The sequence below is a fragment of the Streptomyces sp. NPDC031265 genome, assembly GCF_055570295.1.
Genome location: NZ_JBVIHM010000042.1, coordinates 1 through 19481 on the forward strand (window position 1 = coordinate 1; position 19481 = coordinate 19481).

Sequence of the window (19481 nt, forward strand, 5' to 3'; positions counted from 1 at the left end):
GGTGGCATGGAGCAGGTTCCTCGGCAGACGACGGAAACGGGCAGGCCTATCCTCCCGCGCAGGAAGAGGCCGAGGGGACAGAAGTCGTGATCCGGCGTCGAGCGTCCGGTCGCTGGCATGAAAGAGCGGCTGGCCTGGACGCTGGAGACGGCCGGGGCAGCTTGCCGCCGCTGTCGCGGGGCTTGACGGCACAGAATCAGCGGGGCTTGGGTGAAGGGCCACGTCGCAGCAAGGAGGCGGCCATGGAACTGCTCAGTATCTGCGATCGTCTGCCGCAGTGTTCGCGCTGCCGAGGCGACCTCATCCTGAGCGGGGTTGCGTCGAAGGACGACGAACACGGGCGGCCGATCCATCTTGAGCTGTGCCCGGCCTGCGACAGCGGTGATCTCGACCGCCCGGCGGCAGGCCTGCTCATCCAGTGGTTCGCCAACGGCGCGGGCCATGACGCGAGCCGTGTCCGCGAAGGCGCGCATCTGCTGATGGAGTGGATGAAAGAGTGTATGGCCGCCCACGGTTGGCACTGGCAGAACCGCCACCCCGACCCCGACCGGCCCTGAGCACCAGTCGGACATCTTCGGGGCGGTGGCCAGCTTGCTGGTACAGGCGCAGGTCCTCAGTGTCCTGTCACCGCCGCGGGTGTCCAAAACCAGTGAAGGCGCACACCCGCTCACCCAACCTGCACAATGCCCGCAGCAACGACAAAACCCAGGTCGCAGACGCGCACTCCGCCAAGCCCCCCGCCCACTACTCACCTTCACCGAGCGACCAAGGCTCAACACCGCCCAGTACAACTGAACAACCCCCAGGCCACAGCCTCCCCGCTGATCAGAATCACTGATTCTCGACAGCTGCCACACACCACGCCCACCAGCGACTACAGAGACACATCCGGGGCGCGAGTGCGTGGATGGCGGCACGCGCGATCACCACCCGCTGGTACGACCACCAGCAGCACCTGACCGGCCGGTGGCACCACCGGCTGCACCAACTCGCCACGGTGAACCCGCAGTTGCACCGTGCAGGAAATACTTCAGCCGTGCTGCTGGCCCGCGACCTGGTGACCTACCCCGAAACCGTCACCCTCGCCACACTCCCCCACCCACACCAGACACCCCACGTCCGTGACGCCATCGGCGTGGTCGGCCACCGACTCGGCCTCACCCGGTTCTCCCCGGCTACCAGCGACCCGCTCCGCACCTACCTCGGATCACGCCCCTGACCAGCCCCTACCAGGCCCTGGTACACGGCCACACCAGACAGTTACTTTCCGACGCACCATCCCGATCAACAACAAACCCAAGATCAATCCCACACACCCACGAAAGCCCCGCTCAACACCCCGAACCCCCAAACCGAACACCCGGCCCAAGGCTCAGGAAGGACCACACTCACCAGCTCCCCACCCCCAAATCCCCACCAGAACCACCAAACACCAGGCCAGACAAGCCCACCCACCAAAGATCTAAAGCACCGTCACACCCTGGTCGCCACCCGCCGCAGGCGACGCAGTACTCGCAGGGATTAACGCTCCATAAATATCCTGCGGAGATTCCCCGCCAGGTGTCCATTAATACGGAATCCCTCTTGACCAGAGTAAGGCAGGTTTTCAACAAACGAAACCCTGATCAATTCCCTGACTGCGCAATCCCCATGCACGTACGCACCCTCAATGAAGTTAATCAATCGAAGCCCGATGACCTCCTCAGTCAAGCCCTGACCAGCCTCGCCGAACAAACTTACCGTCCATCGGACGACATCTGCGAGGAAAACGTGGGAGAGGAACTCTTCGTAGAACTCCACATGCTCGGCATGCAAGCTCTCAAGCTGCGGAAAGTCCTGCAGGAGACCATGAAAGAACTGCTCTTCGTTCATCTCCATCAATTCCCTGCGAGGGCCGACTTAAGGTCGGCAAGTAGGCTTCTCGCCACGATCAAGTCGCGCGGGTCGCCGTCTCTGTGATTCCTTGATATCCACTTATTCAGCGCCTTAGCGTACTGATTCCCCTTGGCGACATGGTTACGGCCGTGCACGAGTTGACCGGAGCTGAGCTCATCGCGAATCGCCGACATCGTCGTACCGTCTCCAGTTCGAGCCGTATTAGTCGTCCCCTTATAGAGATCGTTAACCAAGTTCTGAAGCTTTGAATCGGAGACGCTTGGCGTTGGCAGGATACAGCCGCTGCTGTTGTGAACCAGGACCGGAGTCTCGCCCGCCAGCACATAGTACGCGTGGATGTCGTCAACGGTGAGGTCGTTCGTGCGCTGCTTCTGCGTGAAGTGCTTCACGATGGAGATCTCAATGTATGCGCCTGAGCTGGTGCGCAGCAGTTGGCCCGGCTTCAGGTCCCCGGCCTTTACCCAACGCTTGAGCTCGGGGACCCAGAACGGGTGGGTGTCCGTAGCCACAATCTGGGACGAGGTCTCACCGGCTCGCAGGGTGAGCTCCGTGAAGTCCTTGTCGCCTTCTGTCGAAATTGTGGCCTCGACTGGCTTGTCAACCGTCTTCCCGGAGCTCGTGTCAGTCGTGGTGACGATGTCACCGACAGCGATATCCTCGATGGCCTTCTGGCTGCCGTCCGCCATCAGGACTTCGGTGTCCGTCGGGAAGCTGTGCGGGCACGCTGACGCGCTCTTGGAGCCGCCAGCCCGTGCACCGGCGCGTCCGGATCCGCCGGGCCCGAGGATTCTCATGCCCCCGCTGGTGTCATTACCGGAGTACAGGCCCGCCGCAAGGTTAGCCATGTGGAACTGCTTCAGATAGAACGCAATGTCGTCGCAGTTTCCCTTCTCTGCCGTGCAGGCGGAGAGCATTGCGCTGACCTGGGTTATCCAGCGCTCCTCGGCGTCGTTGGGGTCGTACCACTTGATTTCGCGTTCATACGCCTTGATGTAGCGGCGCCGGAAGTCCCAGTCGTTTTTAGGGAGCTTGATGTCTGCGCCATTGGGATCCGTATATGCCACATCGTTGACCGACGGCTTGTGCCCCGACGGCTCCTCGGCGGTGGAGGGAAGCGGGTTCTTCTTGGTGACGACTCGGCCGCGGTAGCACGTGGCGCCCTCGTTGCAGTCCTGGTCCATCAATCCGCTTGGATCGGAGCCGGTGACTGGGTTGTTGTGGGCATACGCATAGCCGTTGTGGCTCTGTGGATCGTTTGTGTCCAGGAGCGGGTCCACGCTGATAAAGCGGCCGGTGGTGGGGTCGTATTCACGGGCGCCGAGGTGGGTGAGGCCGGTCTGGGTGTCGTTGGTGCCGCCGACGAAGCCCTTGGTTCCGGCCCAGTTGGTGGGCGGGGTGCCACGCTCCTGGCCGAAGGGAGTCATCCGGCGCTGGGTGGCTGTGCCGTCGGTGGCGTTGATGCTGGTGTCGGCGGTGCCGTGGTGGTCGGTGGCCTGGAAGGTGACCTTGTTGTCGTCGGTGCGGACGGCGATGACTGCGCCGAGCGGGTAGTAGCGGGTGGCGGTGAGCTTGGCCGCGCCCTTGGTGAGCTTCAGTTCGGTGCCACCCAGGTAGAGCGTGGTGTTCTCGTCGGCGGGGTTGGCAGTGTCCAGGGTGTGCCCGGTGAGGCGACTGCCGCTGGGGTCGTAGACGTAGTCGGTGGTCTTCTTCGTCGTCACCGTCGAGTTGGCGGTCTTGGTCTGGGCGGTGTCGCTGACGTTGCGCAGGTGGCCTTCGCTGTCCCAGCTGAGTGTCTGGTCGCTGGACGGGGCGCCTGTCGGGTTGAGGGTGCGGCGGATCGTGTTGCCGGCCTGGTCGTAGCCGTAGGAATCGGTGACCGGGCCGGTGTTGCCGGTGGTGGTGCTGGTGGCCAGCAGGGAGTGCGGGCGGGCCGCGCCCGCGGTCGGGTAGGTGTAGGTGCGGGTCTGGTCCTTGGACGTGTCACCCGTGGTGTTGTGCTGGATCTCGGTCTTGCGGGTGCCGTCGGTGTTGTAGGTGTAGCTGGACCAGTAGGGGGCCGGGCCGCCGAGCTTGCTGCCGTCCGGAGCGGTGGGGCAGGCCGGGTCGGTGGGGGTGAAGGCCTCGGTGAGGCGGGCGAGGTAGTCGTACTGGAAGCACTGCCGGTCGGTGCCGGTGCGTGAGACGTCGCTCAGCTCGGTGACGTTGCCGGCCTCGTCGTACTTGTAGGCATTGGCGCGGGCCGGTACGGCGGTGTTCTCCGTGTCGGTACGGCTCACCGAAAGGCGCTGAGTGCCCTGCTCATAGCCGTTGGTGATCGTGGTGGCGACGCCGCCGGCATTGAGAGTGGAGCGGTAGGGCTTGCCGGTGAAGGTGTAGGTCTGGCCCGCAAGGTAGGTGGACAGGTTGCTGCTCGCGGCGGTGGTCTGGTGGAGCTTGTTGTAGGTGAAGGCGACCACCTCGGCGGGCAGGCTGCCCGCAGCCGGATACGACGTCGACTGAACGGTGCCGTCCGGGTTGTAGGAGCTGCCGGTGGCATAGTCGCCGGCCAGGGTTTCCTGGCCCGGGACGGAGGGGACCGTGACAGTCGTCTTGAGCGGCCGGTACAGCGGGTCGTAAGTGTTGATGGTGTTCTTGTATGGGTAGACCGCGCCGCCGATGTTCACGTACCGGGTTGAGGTGGCCAGTTGTCCCTTGACCTTGTCCCAGGTCTGCGAGGTGAGCGGCGGGCCGGTGGCCGTGCCGTCGTGGGTTTCCAGGAGGCGGGAGAGGTTGTCGTAGACGCTGGCGATGGTCTTGCCGCGGCCGTCCGTGGTCGCGGTGAGCTCGCCGCGGTCGTTGTACGCGTTGGTGCTGGTGCCGCTGTCCGGGTCGACGGCCTTGGTCTGCTGTCCCAGTTGGTCGTAGGTCCAAGACCACTGGGCGCCTTGCGGTCCGTTTAGCCCGGTCATGTGGCCGGCCGCGTCGTAGCGGTAGGTGGTGCTGTCGTACGTGCCGGTAGGGCCTGACGGGTTGGTGGCCTGGTACTGGCGCAACTCGGTGGTGCGCCCCTGGGCGTCGCTGATGGCGGTGGTGGGGGTGGCGCCCTTGGGCGGGGTGACGGTGACGCGGTCGCCGCCGTAAATCATGGTGGTGGTGGCGAGCGGGGTTCCGGTGCCGTTGCCTGAGAGCAGGGTGGACTTGGTGGTGCGCCCCATACCGTCGTACTCGGTGGCGGTCTGGGTTTCGATGCCGTCGGCGTCGACCACCGTGAACAGCGTGCTGCTGGGCGCGGCGGTGTTGTGGTAGGGGGCGTAGGCGAGGCGGACCTGGCCGCGCTCGTCGTAGAACGTGTCGGTCAGGATACGGCCGCCCTCGGGGCCGGGGGCCTGGGTCTGGCGAACGCGGCCGAGGCCGTCGTACAGGGTGTAGCTGGTGTCAGAAGAACCGTCGTTGTTCAGCGTGAGCGTAGCAACCGACTGGATAGTGTTCTCGGCGTTGGCATAACGGAACTGCAGGTTCGCCGACTGGTTGTTCAGCTTGGAGCGGTTGGGTTTCCACACCTTCAGGGGGCGTCCGAGCGCGTCGTATTCGATGTCGGTGCGCAGGTTGTTGGCGTCGGTGGTGATGTACGGCAGGCCGCGCAGCGGCTCAAGGTAGGACGTGGTGGTCTGGGCCGTGGCCGCGCTACCAGCCGTGGCGGGCGGGCTGGTGACCGCCGCCTTGGTGGGCCGTCCGGTGGCCGGGGTGTAGACGGTCGTAGTGGTGCGGGCGTTGGCGGCCGGGGTCGTGACGGGTGCCTTGGTGGTGTCGTTGGGGTCGTAGACGCTGGTGGAGGCCAGCGCCGTGGTGGTCAGCGGCCGTCCGTAGGCGTCGTAGCTGCTGGTGTCGTCGAGGTAGGTGGCGCTGTTGCCGGTGCGGGACTTGAGGGTCTCGGTCATGGTGACCAGGCCCTTGGTCGGGGCGGCCCCGTACGCCTGGCCGTCGTAGCGGGTGCGGGTGTCGGCCAGGATGACGGAGGTGCCGTCGGCGCGGGTGTCGCGGTCGGGGGTCGCGGCGCAGGTGGCCGCGATCGTTTCGGTGCGGATCGCGGCGGCCCGGATCCACTCGTCATCCGCGTAAGTGGTGCGCGTGCACTTGTCGTCGCCCGCCACCTCGGTGTCGCCCAGGTCCTCGACCGTGGGGGTTCGGCCGAGGTCGTCGAAGGTGGTGTTGACGCGGGTCTCACGCCACTTGCCGGCGGCGTCCAGGTAGGTGAAGTTACGGGTGCGGCTGGTGCCGGTGAGGTTGGCGGTGGTGGTGCCCCAGTCGCGTTCCCGCTTGGCGGTCTGCTTCTTCCACGGTGTGTTCACTGTCTTGGCGAGGATCTTCCCGCCTGGCCTGTCGAAGGTCTCGCTGCGGTACTCGAAGGCGGCCCAGGCCTCGTCGTCGGTGAGGTCGTTGCCCTCGCCGTCACCGATGGTGACGCTGCGGGTCTTGGATTTGTCGGCGGGGTCGGTGCGGTCGCCGTTCATTCCGCGCAGGAAGTAGTGGTCGGCCTGGGTCGACATCGCCTGGCTGCTGCCGGTCTGTACTCGGACCTTGCCGTAGCCGCGCCACTGCGACCAGGTCTTCAGCTTCTCCTTGGTGATGCCCTCGGTGTCGTCGAACGCCCATGCGCCGCCGTCGAAGTAGGTGTAGTTCGTCTGGGAGCTGAGAGCGCCGCCGGTACGGTCGGAGGAAATGACCGAGTCCACGACGTACTTGTTGAACCACTCCGTGGTGACGGGATCACTGAAACCGGCTTGGTACATCTGTGGGAAGCAGCGCGAGGTGTTGGACTGCGGGCTGGGCAGGCTGTCCCAGGAGCAGGCTGCCTGCGAGTAGTTCACATCCAGCTGCCCGCCCGACTCGTCGAGGACAGTGCGCAGCCGCTGCTTGTAGAAGCCCGGCCGCCCGTCACCGCTCTTGTCCAGGCGCCCAATCTGCGCGCTGTAGGACAGCGTCGTCGCCGGCAGCTTGACGGACGTAGCCCCGGCGAGTCCCGTGTGCTGGATGGAGTCGAGCAGGAGCTGGTAGTCGAAGTCGGCGGTGCCCCACTTGTGGTGCAGGTCCCAGGAGTCGATCGGCTTGTAGGTGCCGTCGTTCTGCAGGGTCTTGGTGGTGACGTTGCTCAGCCGGGTGCGGCCCCAGAATGTCGGAGCCAGGCGCCCCATGTCGCACTTGCTGCCGGTGTTGCAGTTCTGGTCCCAGGGGGTGTCGTACCAGTACTGCCGATTGGTGTCGATCTTTGCCGGGTCGCACAGCGCCGTGTCCGTCTCCAGGCAGCGTTCGGCGGTGGTGAAGTCCACCCGCGCCATCGGCTTGACGGTGTCGGAGTAGAGGTCCTTCAGCTGCTGGCCGTACTCGACGTGGTCCAGAACCGACGCCCGGACATAAGGGGTGCCGTCGGTGTCCTTGAGGTTGCGGCCGTAGGTGTTGCTCTCCTGCTTGTACCAGTAGGTGATGTCGTTGCCGCTGGAGTCGATGACCAGGTCGAGGTTCCAGCGCCGCCCCTGCTGGCACCACGAGTCCGCGAACGCGGCCTTGTTGCACGGCTCGCCGCTGTTGTTGCCGAAGACCGGCACGGTTTCCACCGATCTGGTCTCCGGCTTGCCCGCACTCCAGTTGGTCAGGCGGTTGTAGCCGAAGTAGTAGCGGGTGCCGTTGGCGGTGGTGGCGCGGAAGTACTCGCCGTCGTTGTCACCGTTACCGCGGTCACTCTGGCGCCAGTGGAAGACCCGCGTGTTGTCGTCGCCCTTGATGCGCCATTCTTCGTCGTTGATCGGGATCAGTTCACCGGCGTGGCCGTCGAAGCTGATGGTGGCGTTGTCATAGGCCCAGCACAGGTCCCCCGGCTGCTGACTGTCCGTCTTCACCCCGTCCTCGCCGCACGGCTTGTAGGACCGCTCGATGTATCCAGGCGCGATGCTGAAGCCGTCACCGGCCCAGGAAGCCTGGTTGTTGCTGTTCGAAGTCCGCCCATCGATCGCACCGGAGCTGTAGGCAAGCCCCACCGTGGGAGCCAGTCCCATGGGCACAGACGGCACCGGCATGTTGTACGACCAGGAGAACGAACCACTGTTCAGCGCCGTGCTCCATGTGGATGCCGCCGATAGCGGGGACGCCTTGTAATCACCCGACGGGCCCGCGGAACCGGCGGTGGCCGCCAGCACCGTCATCCCGGCTGCCGGTGCCGCGGACTTTGGCGCGGTCGCAGTACCCGGGAGGGTGACCGCGTCGGCCGTTACGGTATGCCTCTCGGCATCATTACGTCCCGCCAGTGGGGTCGCTGTGCGGCATTCGGCCTTGTTCGGCGTAGTCAGGACACAGGCGGGCAGTTGCACCAGCCGCAGCCGCGCGCCGTATCCGGCACCGGCCGCATCCGCGAAGGTGCTGTAGTCGACATTGACCTGCACTCGTCTGCCCGGACCGCCGTTGGGGGTGATCGTCATTAGCAGGCCGTCCACCCCTGCCTTCTGGGCGGTTTCGCGGTCCAGCATTTTAACGGTGGTGGTCGTGTCCCCACCCGCGAACCACGGTGCGGCCTGCTTCTGCGGCGCAAGTGGACTGTTGGGCACCACAGCCAGCGAAACAGGCATGGAATCGGCCCTGACCTTGCCGCCCGGCTCGCCTGGCGCCGTCTTGGAGCTGAAGGCGCGGCCACCGGCCGGAAGCGTGATGCTGGCGGTGGCTTCCTTGGGCCAGGCCGCCTTCCGGCCACGGGGCTTGGAGACAGTCGTATCCGCCGGACGCGGCCTGGTAGTGGCGTTGGTGCCCTTGACCGACTTCTCCTTCCATGTCGCGGCAGGAAGGTTGGTCTCGGCCACGGCGGCAGGGCCGGGCAGGACCTGCAGCAGTCCCGCCACCAGGGCGGCCGACAGGACGGCGGCGACTCTCGCCGTCGTGCGGGTACCCGCTCGGCGGGCCGGTGTGATGCGCATCGTAAGCAGTCCCCCGCCACACCGGATCAGGGTCCGGTGCGGCTGATCGTGCCGGCCGTGGGCCAGGCAGGGTATGGAGATGACGTACAAGAAGGAGCTGGAGCCCGGGTGGGGGGGGGGGGGGGGGGGGGGGGGGGAGGCGGGGGGGGGGGGTGGCTCTGGTTTGTGCTCCGTCCAGCGTGGTCCCCCCCCCCACCGCTGGGGTTCCGGTCTAGGTGCTGCTGGGGACGCTCTCCAGTTCGGCACCGTTCGCGAGTTCCGCGATGCGGGCCGGACTGAGCACACCCTGGTAGGCCCACACGTCGTCGATCTGGCCGGAGAACCAGTCCGAGCTGGCGACGGTGGCCGGGTTGCGGCCGAACCGCAGCTCCTGGGTGGCCTTCAGCGGCTGATCCGCAGAGGTGAAGGAGACATGCGGGGTGCAGCCCGTATCGGCGTCGGGGCAGATCTCGTTCTCCCGCTGCCCGTTCACATACAGCGCCAACTCGTTGGAGAAGGCGTCATACGTCACCGCGAGGTGGTTCCAGTAGCTGCCGATGCCCTGTGAACCATCGAAGGTGTGCACCGCGACGGTGTGCTTGGCCGTACCATCCACCGTCTCCACCTGCCATTCCCCGATATTGGGGGTCACCGGGTCATCAGTGGTGCGCAGGAACTTCCAGCGCACAGTGACCGCAGGGCCCTTGTCGCCGCCCAAGGACAGCACGGTCATGTCCCGGTTGGGCGGCGCAGCCGACTGAGCCCAGGCTGCCAGGGTGAAGCTCTGTCCGGTGTCCAAAGGCACCGTGCTGGTCTGCGCGAAGCCGCTGCTCCCGTTCAGCGTCAGTGCGCCGGTACCGACCCGGGCTTCGTCCGACGTCGTGGACACCCTCGCGCCGCCATGCAGAGACGCGGGGAACAGATTGCGGTCCTCGGCCGAGACGGGCGTGGCGGTGGCAGTGGCGGTGTTGAACTTCCACCGGGCGGCCAGCTGGGGACGCTGCTGGACCATCGTCTTGGCCTCGTCCCCGGTGACGATCCGGTCGAAGATGCGGACGTCGTCGACGTCACCGCCGAGAAACTCCGTCGGCGTTCCCTCCCGGCTCAGTCCTGCGATCATGAGCGGCTTCGTCGTCGCCCACGGTGTGGACTGGGTGTAGTCGCTCTCGTTGACCAGGTAGCCGTTGATGTAGAGGCGAATCTTGTGGGCGACTGTGTCCGAGACTCCTACCAGGTGCGTCCACTCGTTGTTCGTCGCGGCGAAGCACGGCACCCCGTTCACCGGGGAGGTGCAGGCGGGCTGAACCGCGCGCACCAGTGTGTCGGCGGTGGAGTCCTCCTTGGAGCGGCCGAAGATCCACTTCTTGTAGTAGGGCGAGTAGTAGAGGGAGAACTCAGGCTGGTGGGCACCGGGCTGGCTGATCGCGACTTTTGCCGTGGTGTCGCCGGTGGACAGCGCCGGGCGGCGCACCCAGGCAGAGACGGAGAAGCTACGGGTGCCGTCCACCTGCGGGCGGGCAGTGGCGGCGTAAGCATCCACTCCGAAGCGGGCCGCCTTGTCCTCGATGCCGTCTTTGACACCCATCTGCACGTCACCGGCCACGGTCAGGTCTCCGGTCTCAGACGTGCCGTCCGCGGTGGTGCCGCTGTCGTCCAACGACCACACTGCCTTCGCGCCCACTCCGGTGGTGACCGCGCGGCCGGCCGCCAGGTCCGTCGCCTCCGCCAGGCCCAACGCCCGGTCGTAGACGCGGACGTCGTCCAGCGACCCCTTCCACGCATCGCCATAGGTGTCGCGCCAGCGCAGCCGACCGAACTCCATCGCTCCGCGCGCCGACCACAGGCTGACCCCCTGCGTCGGCGTGGACGGCTTCCCGTTTACATACACCGTCAGCGTCTTGGCCGCCGCGTCGTACACTCCGGCCAGGTGCGTCCATTGGTTGGCCACCGGGACCACATCGGAGGAGGCGGTGTACCAGCCGTAGTCGGTGGCATTGTCCGCCGTCGGCGCCTTGATGGTCCACTTGCCGCCGTTCAGACCCAGCGTGACGGCTTGGTGCACACCGCTCTGGCTCACCGCGGACTGGAACTGCACCGAAGGATCAACGGTGTTCACCCACGCGGAGATGGTGAAGCTCTGGTTCGTTTCCAGGACCGCGCTCTGCGTGGTCAGGTAGCTCTTCGGCGTCCCGTCCGCCGCTGCCTCGCCTGTCAGGGCCGCCGCCGTGCCGGTATGCCCGGCCGCGCCCAGGATGCCGCCGGTGACGGTGGCGGGGAAGTTCGCGGCCGGGCCCGAGGCCAGGCGCGTGCTACCGACCGTGTCGTTCAGCGCCCAGCCGCCCCGCGGGGCTTGTCCGCGCCGCACATTGAAGTAGTACGTAGTGGTCTCCCCGGCATTACCCGCCGCATCCTTGGCACGTGCCGTCAGGGTATGCGGACCCTCACTCGGCATCAGCACCCGCACCGAACGCGCCGCTCCCCCGCTGGTGGCCACCTCACGGGCGGCCGTCGGCTGCTGATCCAGCCCCCACTGGTAGGCCACCACATCGGTGGAGGCCGTTGTGAAAGTGAAGGTGCCGTAGCGGCCCACTCCATCCGTCCACGACAGCGCCGCCTGCGCATCGTGCGACCCGGGGAAGTCGAGTGAGGTAGTCACCGGCCCCGCGGGTTTGCTGGTGTCGATGGTGAAGTAACAGCCGGTGGGATCACCATCCCAACTCCACGGTCCCCACTCCGCGCCGTCCCAGGCCCGCACCGCCCAGCCCACCGGCTTGTTCTGCGGAATGAAGGACGGCAACTGTCGGGAGAACGTCGTGCCGGACGCTTGGAACGTGTTCGATGCGGGCGGGGTGTTCGCACCCCCGGTCGAGTACCAGGATCCGTTGTCCCAGACCGCCGCGACCTGCACGCCGATGCTGTCCTGGTCCGGATCCGACACCCGCGCGTACACCCTCGGCACCATCGTGATCGGCGTCGTAGCGGAGGAGCAGATGCCACCCGGCGAGGACGACAGGTCCTTCATCGCAGGCCGGTTCGGCGGCAGGTTGTAGAACACCTGCAGGTATCCGTCGTCAGTGAACCGCTTCCACTGCCCGTACGCCGACGCACTCTCACTGCCGGCCTTCAACCCCAGCGTCAAATCAACGGCATTGCGGTTGGCGACCGACTGCACCGCATCGCGCAGCCCTGTCGGCTCGAACTCCACGAATCCGGCCCCGCAGCCGTCGAAGCCCCTCGCGTCGTTCCGCGTCGCCAGGTACTTGTTCCAGAACGACGAGGATCCCATCGAGCTGGAGTTGCTCCACGTGGTGCTGGAGTTGATGCGCCCGGTCAGGAACAGGTCGACCGGCTGGGCGGTGCAGCTCCAGGCGTGTGACTCCCACGCCCGGAACTTGGCGTCCTGAATGTGCTTGCCGACGAAAGGTGCACCCTTCACCGGGATCGCGTACAGCACCCGCTTTACATCGGCCGGCACACACCGGCCCTCATCCCCGCAGTACCCCATGCCGAAGTCCCCGGAAAACTTCCAGAACGACGTGTCCGACCAGTACCGGGAAATACCCGCCCAGCCCACCGCGCGCGGCGCCTTGACATCCGGGTCGATCATCACCGGAAACACTGTGCCCGGCGCATCCAGCAGCTTCTGGTCCGGGGTCAGGACAAGCGACTTCTGGTCCTGCGGGACTGCTACGTCTACGGCCGCCGTATGGGCCGAAGGATCCGCCGGTGCTTCCACCGCGGCCATCGCGCCCTTCGGCGCGGCCAGTGCCTTCAGTCGCGCAGTCGGAGCCGGGGACATCCCCGAGCCGTCGGTCAGGCCGGGCGAAGAGTCGAACATCATCGGCTTCGGCGCCTGGAACACCGTGCCGCCGCCCGCCTTGTCGACCACCGAAAGCGAGCCGTCCGCTTCCTTGCGCACCGTCAAATCCACACTCGACATCCCCAGCTTCAACTGGTCCAGCTCAGGGCTCTTTGCCGCCTCCGGCGTCTTGACCACAATCAGCTGGGTGAACCCGGAATCCGTCGCGGTCATCCGCAGATCCACATCCGGCAGCACCGACCGGTACTCGGCTGTGCTCCCGCTGACCACAGGCGCCGGCAGCGGCTTGGGCCAGGTCAGCTTCAGCTCCTTGCCCGCACTCGACATCCGCACCAGCGGCTGCGAACCACCACCGGAGAACTCCATGTCAAGGAGCGTCGCCGACGGCACAACCGCGCCGCCGCTCGTGGCATGCAAGGACGTGTCAATGTCCCGCCAGGAACCGCTCTTGCGGGTGCGCACCGGCTTCGTGTGGATCGTCGCGGCAAGTCGACCATCCGGCTTCGCCACCACATCGTTCGTCTCAGTCTGCAGCGACGGGACGTTCACATCCTTGCCACTGCGTCTTGCCTCGGCTACCGCCAGCGATTCCGCTGTCTCCTGCTGCCCCGAATCGGTGTTACTGGCCGCCGACCAGTCACTCGGAACCGCGGAATCCGCCGCAGCTGCCAGCGGTTGCACCGTGACGAGCACGAGCCCCGACACCGTCACCCACCCCGCCCACCGCGCCGCTCCACCACGCCGGACCTGTCTCACGGCACGACGGCCGTCCCCACCCCACACAGACGATCCCCCCACAGGAACCCCAAAGAAAACACACAAGTAAGCGAATCCAACGGAACGCCAGCCCCTGCGGTCAACCGTAATCCACGCCACAGCCGAGTAGGCCCCGAGGGCAGCGCCACTGCAGTCAACAACCGAATGCAGCCAACATCGACCACAGCGGCACGATGAACTGCCCCTGAATCAGGGTGTTTCGGGGGCGACCTCCGGCCATTGAGCCTTTCCAGTCCGCGCCGTTAAACGCGCCTCCAAGAGCACCTACCGCTCTCAATTCTTTACTCCGCATTGACCATGCTTCCGGCAACCAACCGGGCCCTGGACAGATCCTTGCCTCACGAAACCATCTCCAACTCCTCTGGCTCCGCTCATGATCGCCAGGACACTGCCTAGGGCAGGCCCAGCACCACACCGATCTGGGCCGCCTCCTCTGAGGGGACGGCCGACGATGACGACTTCACACAGCCGGGCCAGCTCCCGCGCCTTGCCGTCACCCAGGTCGCTGAGCGTGTGCATCACGACGTCCAGCGACAGCGACGCTTTACGGGAGTTTTTCAGAAGCCTTTGGATCAGCTCTGCCGTGGCCGGTGACGAGAGAATTTGCCACGCCTCTTCGAGGACCAGGTGGCGGTGGACGGCGGTGGAACCGGGCAGTCAGACGTGCTCGACCCAGCAGCACACGGCCGCCATCAGCGAGTTGGGCCGCGGCGGGCTTCCGCCGCAGCGACAGGAGTATGCCCCGGCCGCGGCTGATCGCGGCGCGGGCATGTCCGGTTCCGATGTCGAGGCGGCGCGGGCTTTCGATCAGGCCGAGCGTGAACGCTCCTCAAGGGGGCGCCGGCGCACTGGCTCGTACCAGGACGGGATTCCCCCACGCCGAACGCGGCCCAGGACAACCGCGACCGCGACCAGGACCAGGACGACGACGCCGAGGGATACAAAGCGGCGCTGATCGGGGATGCGGCTGGCATCCGCCGCGCCGGCCAGGCCTTCGACACACGCAAGGAAGCCAAACACCGGTAGCAGGGACGGCCACTGAGGGGACCGGGGCCCGGCCAAGCCCACAGGCTGAGCTGCCCGGGCAGCGACTGATAGCGACCGGGAATTCTTCATCAGCCCGGACCCGCGACCGGCCACCGCCTCCACACGTGCATGATTCATGTGGAATCCGCATAGGTCCGGCGGTGTCCCGGCCGTCCCGAACCCGGCAGGCCGTGCCGGTAGCCCTAGGCAGACACCGCTGCATCAGGACTGGGACACTACGGCGCAGAGGAGGGCCAGGACGATGTAGCCGAGCAGCGTCAGTGCCAGCATGCCTCCCACCACGTACACGACCGTGCGGATGGCCGTTTCCGCTCCGCGGCGGTGGCTCTCCGGTTTCCAGCTCGTCTCTCCCGTGCTGTCCATGCCGCCAGCCTGCCCGCTCGGCGGACGGGCGCCATGAGCACGGGGCGCCACCGCGTGCGAGTACGGATACTCAGCTGCCGGCCGCCACAGCGCACCGAAGCACAGACCTGAGACAGACCAGCCCCACGGACAGAACCCGGCGGACACCCACAGCACAACAGCGGCCCCCGGATGGCGAGATCCGGGAGCCGCTGCCGTGGGGGTACAGATGCACTTACCCCCGCCTGCGCGGAGAAGGGTTGTGCCAGGTTTCCCCAGCTCAGCCGGTCACCGGTTCACCCCCGCTCGCGCGGGGATGCGGACGACGCACAGGGCCTCGTCCACGGCATCGACGCTACCGCACCAGGGCCGCCCCTGACTGGCGATGGGGCAATTCCGCCGCGAGGACTGGCCGGGCCGGCGGTCGGTGACGGAACACCCGCCCCGGGCCCCCAGACGGCCGGACGGCCCCGGGCATGACGATGCCCCAGCACCGGGGAGGGTGCCGGGGCATCCGGGGGTGAGCGTCAGACGATGACCCGGGTCACGGTCACGGTCGGCGGCTCGATACCCGGTGCGTCCGAGACGCTGTAGCGGACGGCGGCCGTACCGACCAGGGCCACCCGGTCCCAGTGCCTGCCGCCCATCGGCCGCTCCAGCGACATGCCGCCGTACGGATCAGTCAGGGCCGCCTCCATGGCCTCCCGCAGGGCCTCGCCCTTGCCCAGCGCGGCCAGGTCCTCCACGGCCTCCGGCGCGTAGACGATGCGGTACGGACGGCTCACAGAGCCCCTTCCGCACGCCACTCGTCCCACGTCTTGGCCTGGGAGGTCCCGTCGATGACCGCCTGCGTTGCCCGGTCGCCCCGGGGATCGGCCATGTCAGCCGCGATCCCCCGCCACAGCAGCAGCACGTGAGCGCGTTCCGTCAAGGTGGCCGCGCCCAGGGCCTCATCGAACTGGGCGCGCACCTCCTCGGGCAGCGCCCCCCGGATCTCGGCCGCCGTCTGGGGCCGGCCCGGTCCCGGTTCTTGCCGGGGCGGTGTCTCGTTGGGGAGCGCGCTCATCGTGGTGACCTCCGGTCGGTGCCTGCCTCCCCACGGTACGCGCCCGCCGTACGGGCCGGGAGGGCCCTGTGGAATGAGGCAGAGCCACCGTCCCGGTTTCGGCTCGGGCGGTGGCTCTGGGGGGTAGTAGCCCCGGCAGACGGCCCCGCTCCGTGGGGTGGGCGCCGGCGGTGTGCTGGAGGTCAGGCGGTGATCACTGCTGACCAGCGGCCGCGCTTGAGGTGGGTGGTGCCGTCCGGGTCGATCCGGACCCGTGCCCCGTGTACCGGCAAACCGCCCTCGCGGTTGAGCCGGTGCCGGATGCGCTCCAACTCGGCCCACAGGCGCCGGGGGCCTGCCTGGTGTACCTCGGGCGAGTCAAGGTATCCGGCTGCGGTGGCGCGGGCCCACGACCCGTCAGCGTGCAGGAGCCATACGGTGCGCGTCTCGCCGTCCTGGTCCCAGCGGTATTCGATGCCGGGGACGGCCAGTTCCATCATCGACCACACCTCCCACGCGTCCGGCACATACAGCAGCGGGTAGCGGCTGGTGGTGACGGTGTCGCCCTCGGCGTCCTGGACCTGCCGGAACAGTTCGTCCGTGGCGTCGCCGGCGTAGTCGTCGCCGTGCCGGGTCTGCATGAACGCCGCTTTTTCCTCGGAGATGAACCCGGCCGCGCCGCCGTCGTCGGTCTTGTCGGCCACCAGGAGCAGGCCGGTTTTGGCGATCGTCGTCACCAGCCGCCCCCCGGGGCGCAGAGCTGCCAGCCATGACGGGGGGATGTGCGTCACGGAGACGGTGGAGACGATGCGGTCGTAGGTGCCGGGCAGCTCTCCGGTGAGGTCGCAGACGGCCAGGTGCGGGTGCAGGCCGATCGACTTCAGGCGCTCCTCGGCGGCCGTCACGAGGTACGGGTCGACGTCGACGCTCGTCACCTGCGTATCACCGAGTCGTCGGCAGGCCAGAGCGGTTCCGTAGCCGCTGCCACAGGTCACCAGGACGTCGCTGTCGTCCGTGATCATCGCGTGCCGGTACATCATGACGACCAGCGTGGGCAGGGTGGAGGAGCTGGTGGCCCTGCCTGGGGTGACGGTGCCCGGTTCGGTGGTGTCGGCGTGCAGCGGCCCGAGGCGGGTCACGAGGGTGTCGTCGCTGTAGGCCGTGCGCAGCCACGTTTCGATGTCGGCGGCGCCGTCCCGCACAATGCGCCCCTCCTCGACCCGCTCCCACCAGCGCGGCACGAACAGGTGCCGGGGCGTGGTGGCGATCGGCTCGTACCAGCGGGAGGAGGGATGAACGGTGTCGGCAGCGAGACGGCGGGCGTGGGTTTCCCAGTCCATGCGCGTGCGCTCCTGTTCTCTCAGTCTTCCGCCGGGCCGCAGGTTCCGCCGGACGAGGGCTAGCAGGTGTCGTTGTTCGGCGAGCAGTCCGGGCCGCAGGGCGCAGCCCCCGGAGAGGGCATGCACGAATCCTCGTCGGGGGTGCAGCCGCGCCCCCTGCGCGGCGGGATCATCGCTCGAATCTGGGACCACTTCTCCCCGGCGAAAAACGCGGCCAGGCCCTCATCCTGCACCCGTCCGGCCGGCAGGAAACGCCCCAGGACGCAGGGCGTTACCGAACCGTCCGGCATGACCGCAGCCGTGTTCTGGGCACAGTTGCCGCACAGCTGCGAGACGGACGGCAGCCCGGTGCCCTGAGCAGCGTTGCCGACGCCCCGGGCGCGGTCGGTGTGCACGTTGGTGATGCCGAGCGCCTCGAGATCCGCGCGTGCCTGCTCGACGCGCTGGCCGTCCAGAACGTCAACGATGCCCACCCGCAGGGGGATGCCCCGGCGGTGGGCTTCGATGATGTTGGCGCGTGTCGCGGCGTGGCTGCCTTCGCGGCCGGTGACGGCGTCGTGCCCGTCGTCGGTGTCGGCGTAGTAGGACGTCGCCAGGCTCACCCCGGTCCGGGTGAACAGGTCCCAGTGCGCAAGGCGGACCTTGTACAGGTTGCTGTAGATCTCCACGCCGAGCCCCAGACTCAAGGCATGCTCGACCAGTTCGGCGAACTGAGGGTGCAGGGTCGGCTCGCCGCCGATGAGCTGGACCCTTTTGACGCCGAGCGCGGCTCCGTCGCTGATGACCCGGCGCCAGTCGTCGCCGGTCATGGTGCCGTGGCCCTTGGCCGGGCCGGCCTCGGCGTAGCAGTGCGAGCCGCAGGTGAGTTGGCAGCGCTGGGTGATCTCCAGCTCAAGGGAGCTGGGGATCGTAGCGGTTGCGGGAATGTCGGGTGCGATCGTCATGGTGCCGGTTCCCTTCGGTGGGTGGTCCTGCGGTACCTGTCCTGCCCCGGGCCGGGGCCGGACGGCGGGGGCTGGTTCAGCAGTGGAGGCCCGGGGAGAACGGTCGACGGCCCGGGGCTCAGTGGAGCCCCCGGGGACCGTGCACCGGGGCGGGAGGCGAGCCCGCCCCCTGGGCCGGGACGGATCACGCACCCATGCGGCGTGGCCTGACCAGGGGACGGGAGTCGGGGCGGGCGCGGTCTATGACCCGCATGCCGGACAGGTCGCAGAGACCATGAGGCCGGTGGCCCCGTTCATGGATGGTTATGTGGTCGCGGCTGTCGACGTACACGAGCCGCCAGCAAAGCGCCCCGGGGCAGCGCAGGGTGACACAGCGGCCGGTCCAGGCATCCCGATACACCTGATGGAAAAACCCCAGATCGTCGAGGCTCGGGGTGATCACGATGCAGCGGGCCATGCGGTCACCGCCAGGTTCTCGCTGTGCCGCTTCACGCCTCGGCCCGTGCGTGCTCGGTCTCGATGTCGGCTCCGCGCTGCCCGGCGGATCGCTCCAGCCGGTTGGCCTGGGCTCGGCGGCCCTGTTCCTGGGGGTTCGTCAGCACGACGACCGCCATGTCCTCCAGCGTCCGCGTGAAGATCGCGTGACCTGTCTGGGCGGTGTGCGACAGGATCGCGACGCCCCCGGCGTCCAGGTCGCTGGTCGCGTCCAGCTCCCACCCGCAGCCGTCGCCGGACATACAGCGCGCGGTCATGGTCACTTCGCTGTCCGGGTGCCGCAGCAGCCGGTAGACCACACCCCGCAGCGTGCTCCTGACACTCACCGGAACACCTCCTGACCGGGCCACATCTGGTGGTCGGGGTGGCGGACGATCTCGGCGTTCGCCTCCCGGACCTGCTGATGGGCACGGTCCTGCCGGGCTACCTCGCGGGTCGCGATCCGCGCATCGCACAGAGCCATACTCCGGCCCCGTGGGCACTCCCACCGGGGGCGCCCACATCAGCGCCGCCCCCTGACAGGGGTGGTGAGCACGAGAGCCCGTTTCAGCTCCTGGGAGGTGAGGTGGCGCAGCGCTTCCGGCGCCGTGGCCCACTGAGTCCCGCCACCAGGCGGACGCAGGTACACGCTCCCCTCATAGCGCTCCTCGACCACACCCACCCTGTTGCTCGCGGTGTCCAACGCGTACTCCGGGCTGTCCACGCCGTCTCGCCGTCCCTCCCGGGCGCACACACTCACGTGCGCCTCCCGTTGGTGGCCATGCCCGCCGGCCATTGACGTTCGGTCGCGGGAGTCTGTCTCTACCAGCAGTCAACGCCGTTTGTGCAAAGGGGACTTGCACACCGTTTGCACAGTAG

At 67.4% G+C, this 19481-nt stretch carries 14 protein-coding genes; 2 read left to right on the forward strand and 12 right to left on the reverse strand.

Annotation, left to right across the window (positions count from 1 at the left end):
* The first annotated feature begins 242 nt into the window (after positions 1-242).
* Entirely contained in the window at positions 243-557 is a 315-nt protein-coding gene (locus ACZ499_RS36940) for a DUF6300 family protein (protein WP_468681159.1), read from the forward strand.
* Positions 558-907: 350 nt separating this feature from the next.
* The gene (locus ACZ499_RS36945) at positions 908-1219 is read left to right on the forward strand and encodes a hypothetical protein (protein ID WP_468681161.1); all 312 of its coding nucleotides are present in this window, start codon (positions 908-910) and stop codon (positions 1217-1219) included.
* A gap of 302 nt (positions 1220-1521) precedes the next feature.
* Here ACZ499_RS36945 and ACZ499_RS36950 read toward each other — a convergent pair whose 3' ends face one another.
* From ACZ499_RS36950 to ACZ499_RS37005, 12 genes are all read right to left on the reverse strand, one after another.
* Positions 1522-1872, reverse strand: a complete 351-nt coding sequence (locus ACZ499_RS36950; RefSeq protein WP_468681163.1) for a DUF7674 family protein — start codon at positions 1870-1872, stop codon at positions 1522-1524.
* Between the two features lie 5 nt (positions 1873-1877).
* Positions 1878-8834 carry an RHS repeat-associated core domain-containing protein gene (locus ACZ499_RS36955; protein ID WP_468681165.1) on the reverse strand — a complete coding sequence of 2319 codons (6957 nt, stop codon included), beginning with the start codon at positions 8832-8834 and terminating at the stop codon, positions 1878-1880.
* Between the two features lie 211 nt (positions 8835-9045).
* A complete protein-coding gene (locus ACZ499_RS36960) occupies positions 9046-13326 on the reverse strand; it encodes a LamG domain-containing protein (RefSeq protein WP_468681168.1) in 4281 nt (1426 codons plus the stop codon).
* Positions 13327-14658: 1332 nt separating this feature from the next.
* On the reverse strand, positions 14659-14820 hold the full coding sequence (locus ACZ499_RS36965; protein WP_468681170.1) for a hypothetical protein: 162 nt from the start codon (positions 14818-14820) through the stop codon (positions 14659-14661).
* A 506-nt stretch (positions 14821-15326) separates the two neighbouring features.
* Entirely contained in the window at positions 15327-15584 is a 258-nt protein-coding gene (locus ACZ499_RS36970) for a hypothetical protein (protein WP_468681172.1), read from the reverse strand.
* Positions 15581-15865, reverse strand: a complete 285-nt coding sequence (locus tag ACZ499_RS36975) for a hypothetical protein (protein WP_468681173.1) — start codon at positions 15863-15865, stop codon at positions 15581-15583. Before ACZ499_RS36975 ends, ACZ499_RS36970 begins: the two co-directional genes overlap by 4 nt.
* Positions 15866-16047: 182 nt before the next feature.
* The gene (locus ACZ499_RS36980) at positions 16048-17184 is read right to left on the reverse strand and encodes a methyltransferase domain-containing protein (protein WP_468681175.1); all 1137 of its coding nucleotides are present in this window, start codon (positions 17182-17184) and stop codon (positions 16048-16050) included.
* Positions 17185-17243: 59 nt separating this feature from the next.
* Positions 17244-18128, reverse strand: coding sequence for a radical SAM/SPASM domain-containing protein (locus ACZ499_RS36985; RefSeq protein ID WP_468681177.1), 885 nt, complete (start codon positions 18126-18128; stop codon positions 17244-17246).
* A 184-nt stretch (positions 18129-18312) separates the two neighbouring features.
* Positions 18313-18585, reverse strand: a complete 273-nt coding sequence (locus ACZ499_RS36990) for a hypothetical protein (protein ID WP_468681178.1) — start codon at positions 18583-18585, stop codon at positions 18313-18315.
* A 31-nt stretch (positions 18586-18616) separates the two neighbouring features.
* The gene (locus tag ACZ499_RS36995; protein WP_468681180.1) at positions 18617-18949 is read right to left on the reverse strand and encodes a DUF7848 domain-containing protein; all 333 of its coding nucleotides are present in this window, start codon (positions 18947-18949) and stop codon (positions 18617-18619) included.
* Positions 18946-19086, reverse strand: coding sequence for a hypothetical protein (locus ACZ499_RS37000; protein ID WP_468681182.1), 141 nt, complete (start codon positions 19084-19086; stop codon positions 18946-18948). The genes ACZ499_RS36995 and ACZ499_RS37000 overlap by 4 nt, the downstream gene beginning before the upstream one ends.
* Before the next feature lie 39 nt (positions 19087-19125).
* The gene (locus ACZ499_RS37005; RefSeq protein WP_468681184.1) at positions 19126-19326 is read right to left on the reverse strand and encodes a hypothetical protein; all 201 of its coding nucleotides are present in this window, start codon (positions 19324-19326) and stop codon (positions 19126-19128) included.
* Between the last annotated feature and the right edge of the window lie 155 nt (positions 19327-19481).

Coding starts and splice junctions, on each gene's coding strand:
- ACZ499_RS36980 (WP_468681175.1), bottom strand. CDS start 17,184: ATGGACTGGGAAACCCACGCCCGCCGTCTCGCTGCCGACACCGTTCAT.
- ACZ499_RS37000 (WP_468681182.1), bottom strand. CDS start 19,086: ATGGCTCTGTGCGATGCGCGGATCGCGACCCGCGAGGTAGCCCGGCAG.
- ACZ499_RS36975 (WP_468681173.1), bottom strand. CDS start 15,865: ATGAGCGCGCTCCCCAACGAGACACCGCCCCGGCAAGAACCGGGACCG.
- ACZ499_RS36990 (WP_468681178.1), bottom strand. CDS start 18,585: ATGGCCCGCTGCATCGTGATCACCCCGAGCCTCGACGATCTGGGGTTT.
- ACZ499_RS36965 (WP_468681170.1), bottom strand. CDS start 14,820: ATGGACAGCACGGGAGAGACGAGCTGGAAACCGGAGAGCCACCGCCGC.
- ACZ499_RS36940 (WP_468681159.1), top strand. CDS start 243: ATGGAACTGCTCAGTATCTGCGATCGTCTGCCGCAGTGTTCGCGCTGC.
- ACZ499_RS36985 (WP_468681177.1), bottom strand. CDS start 18,128: ATGACGATCGCACCCGACATTCCCGCAACCGCTACGATCCCCAGCTCC.
- ACZ499_RS36955 (WP_468681165.1), bottom strand. CDS start 8,834: ATGCGCATCACACCGGCCCGCCGAGCGGGTACCCGCACGACGGCGAGA.
- ACZ499_RS36945 (WP_468681161.1), top strand. CDS start 908: ATGGCGGCACGCGCGATCACCACCCGCTGGTACGACCACCAGCAGCAC.
- ACZ499_RS36950 (WP_468681163.1), bottom strand. CDS start 1,872: ATGAACGAAGAGCAGTTCTTTCATGGTCTCCTGCAGGACTTTCCGCAG.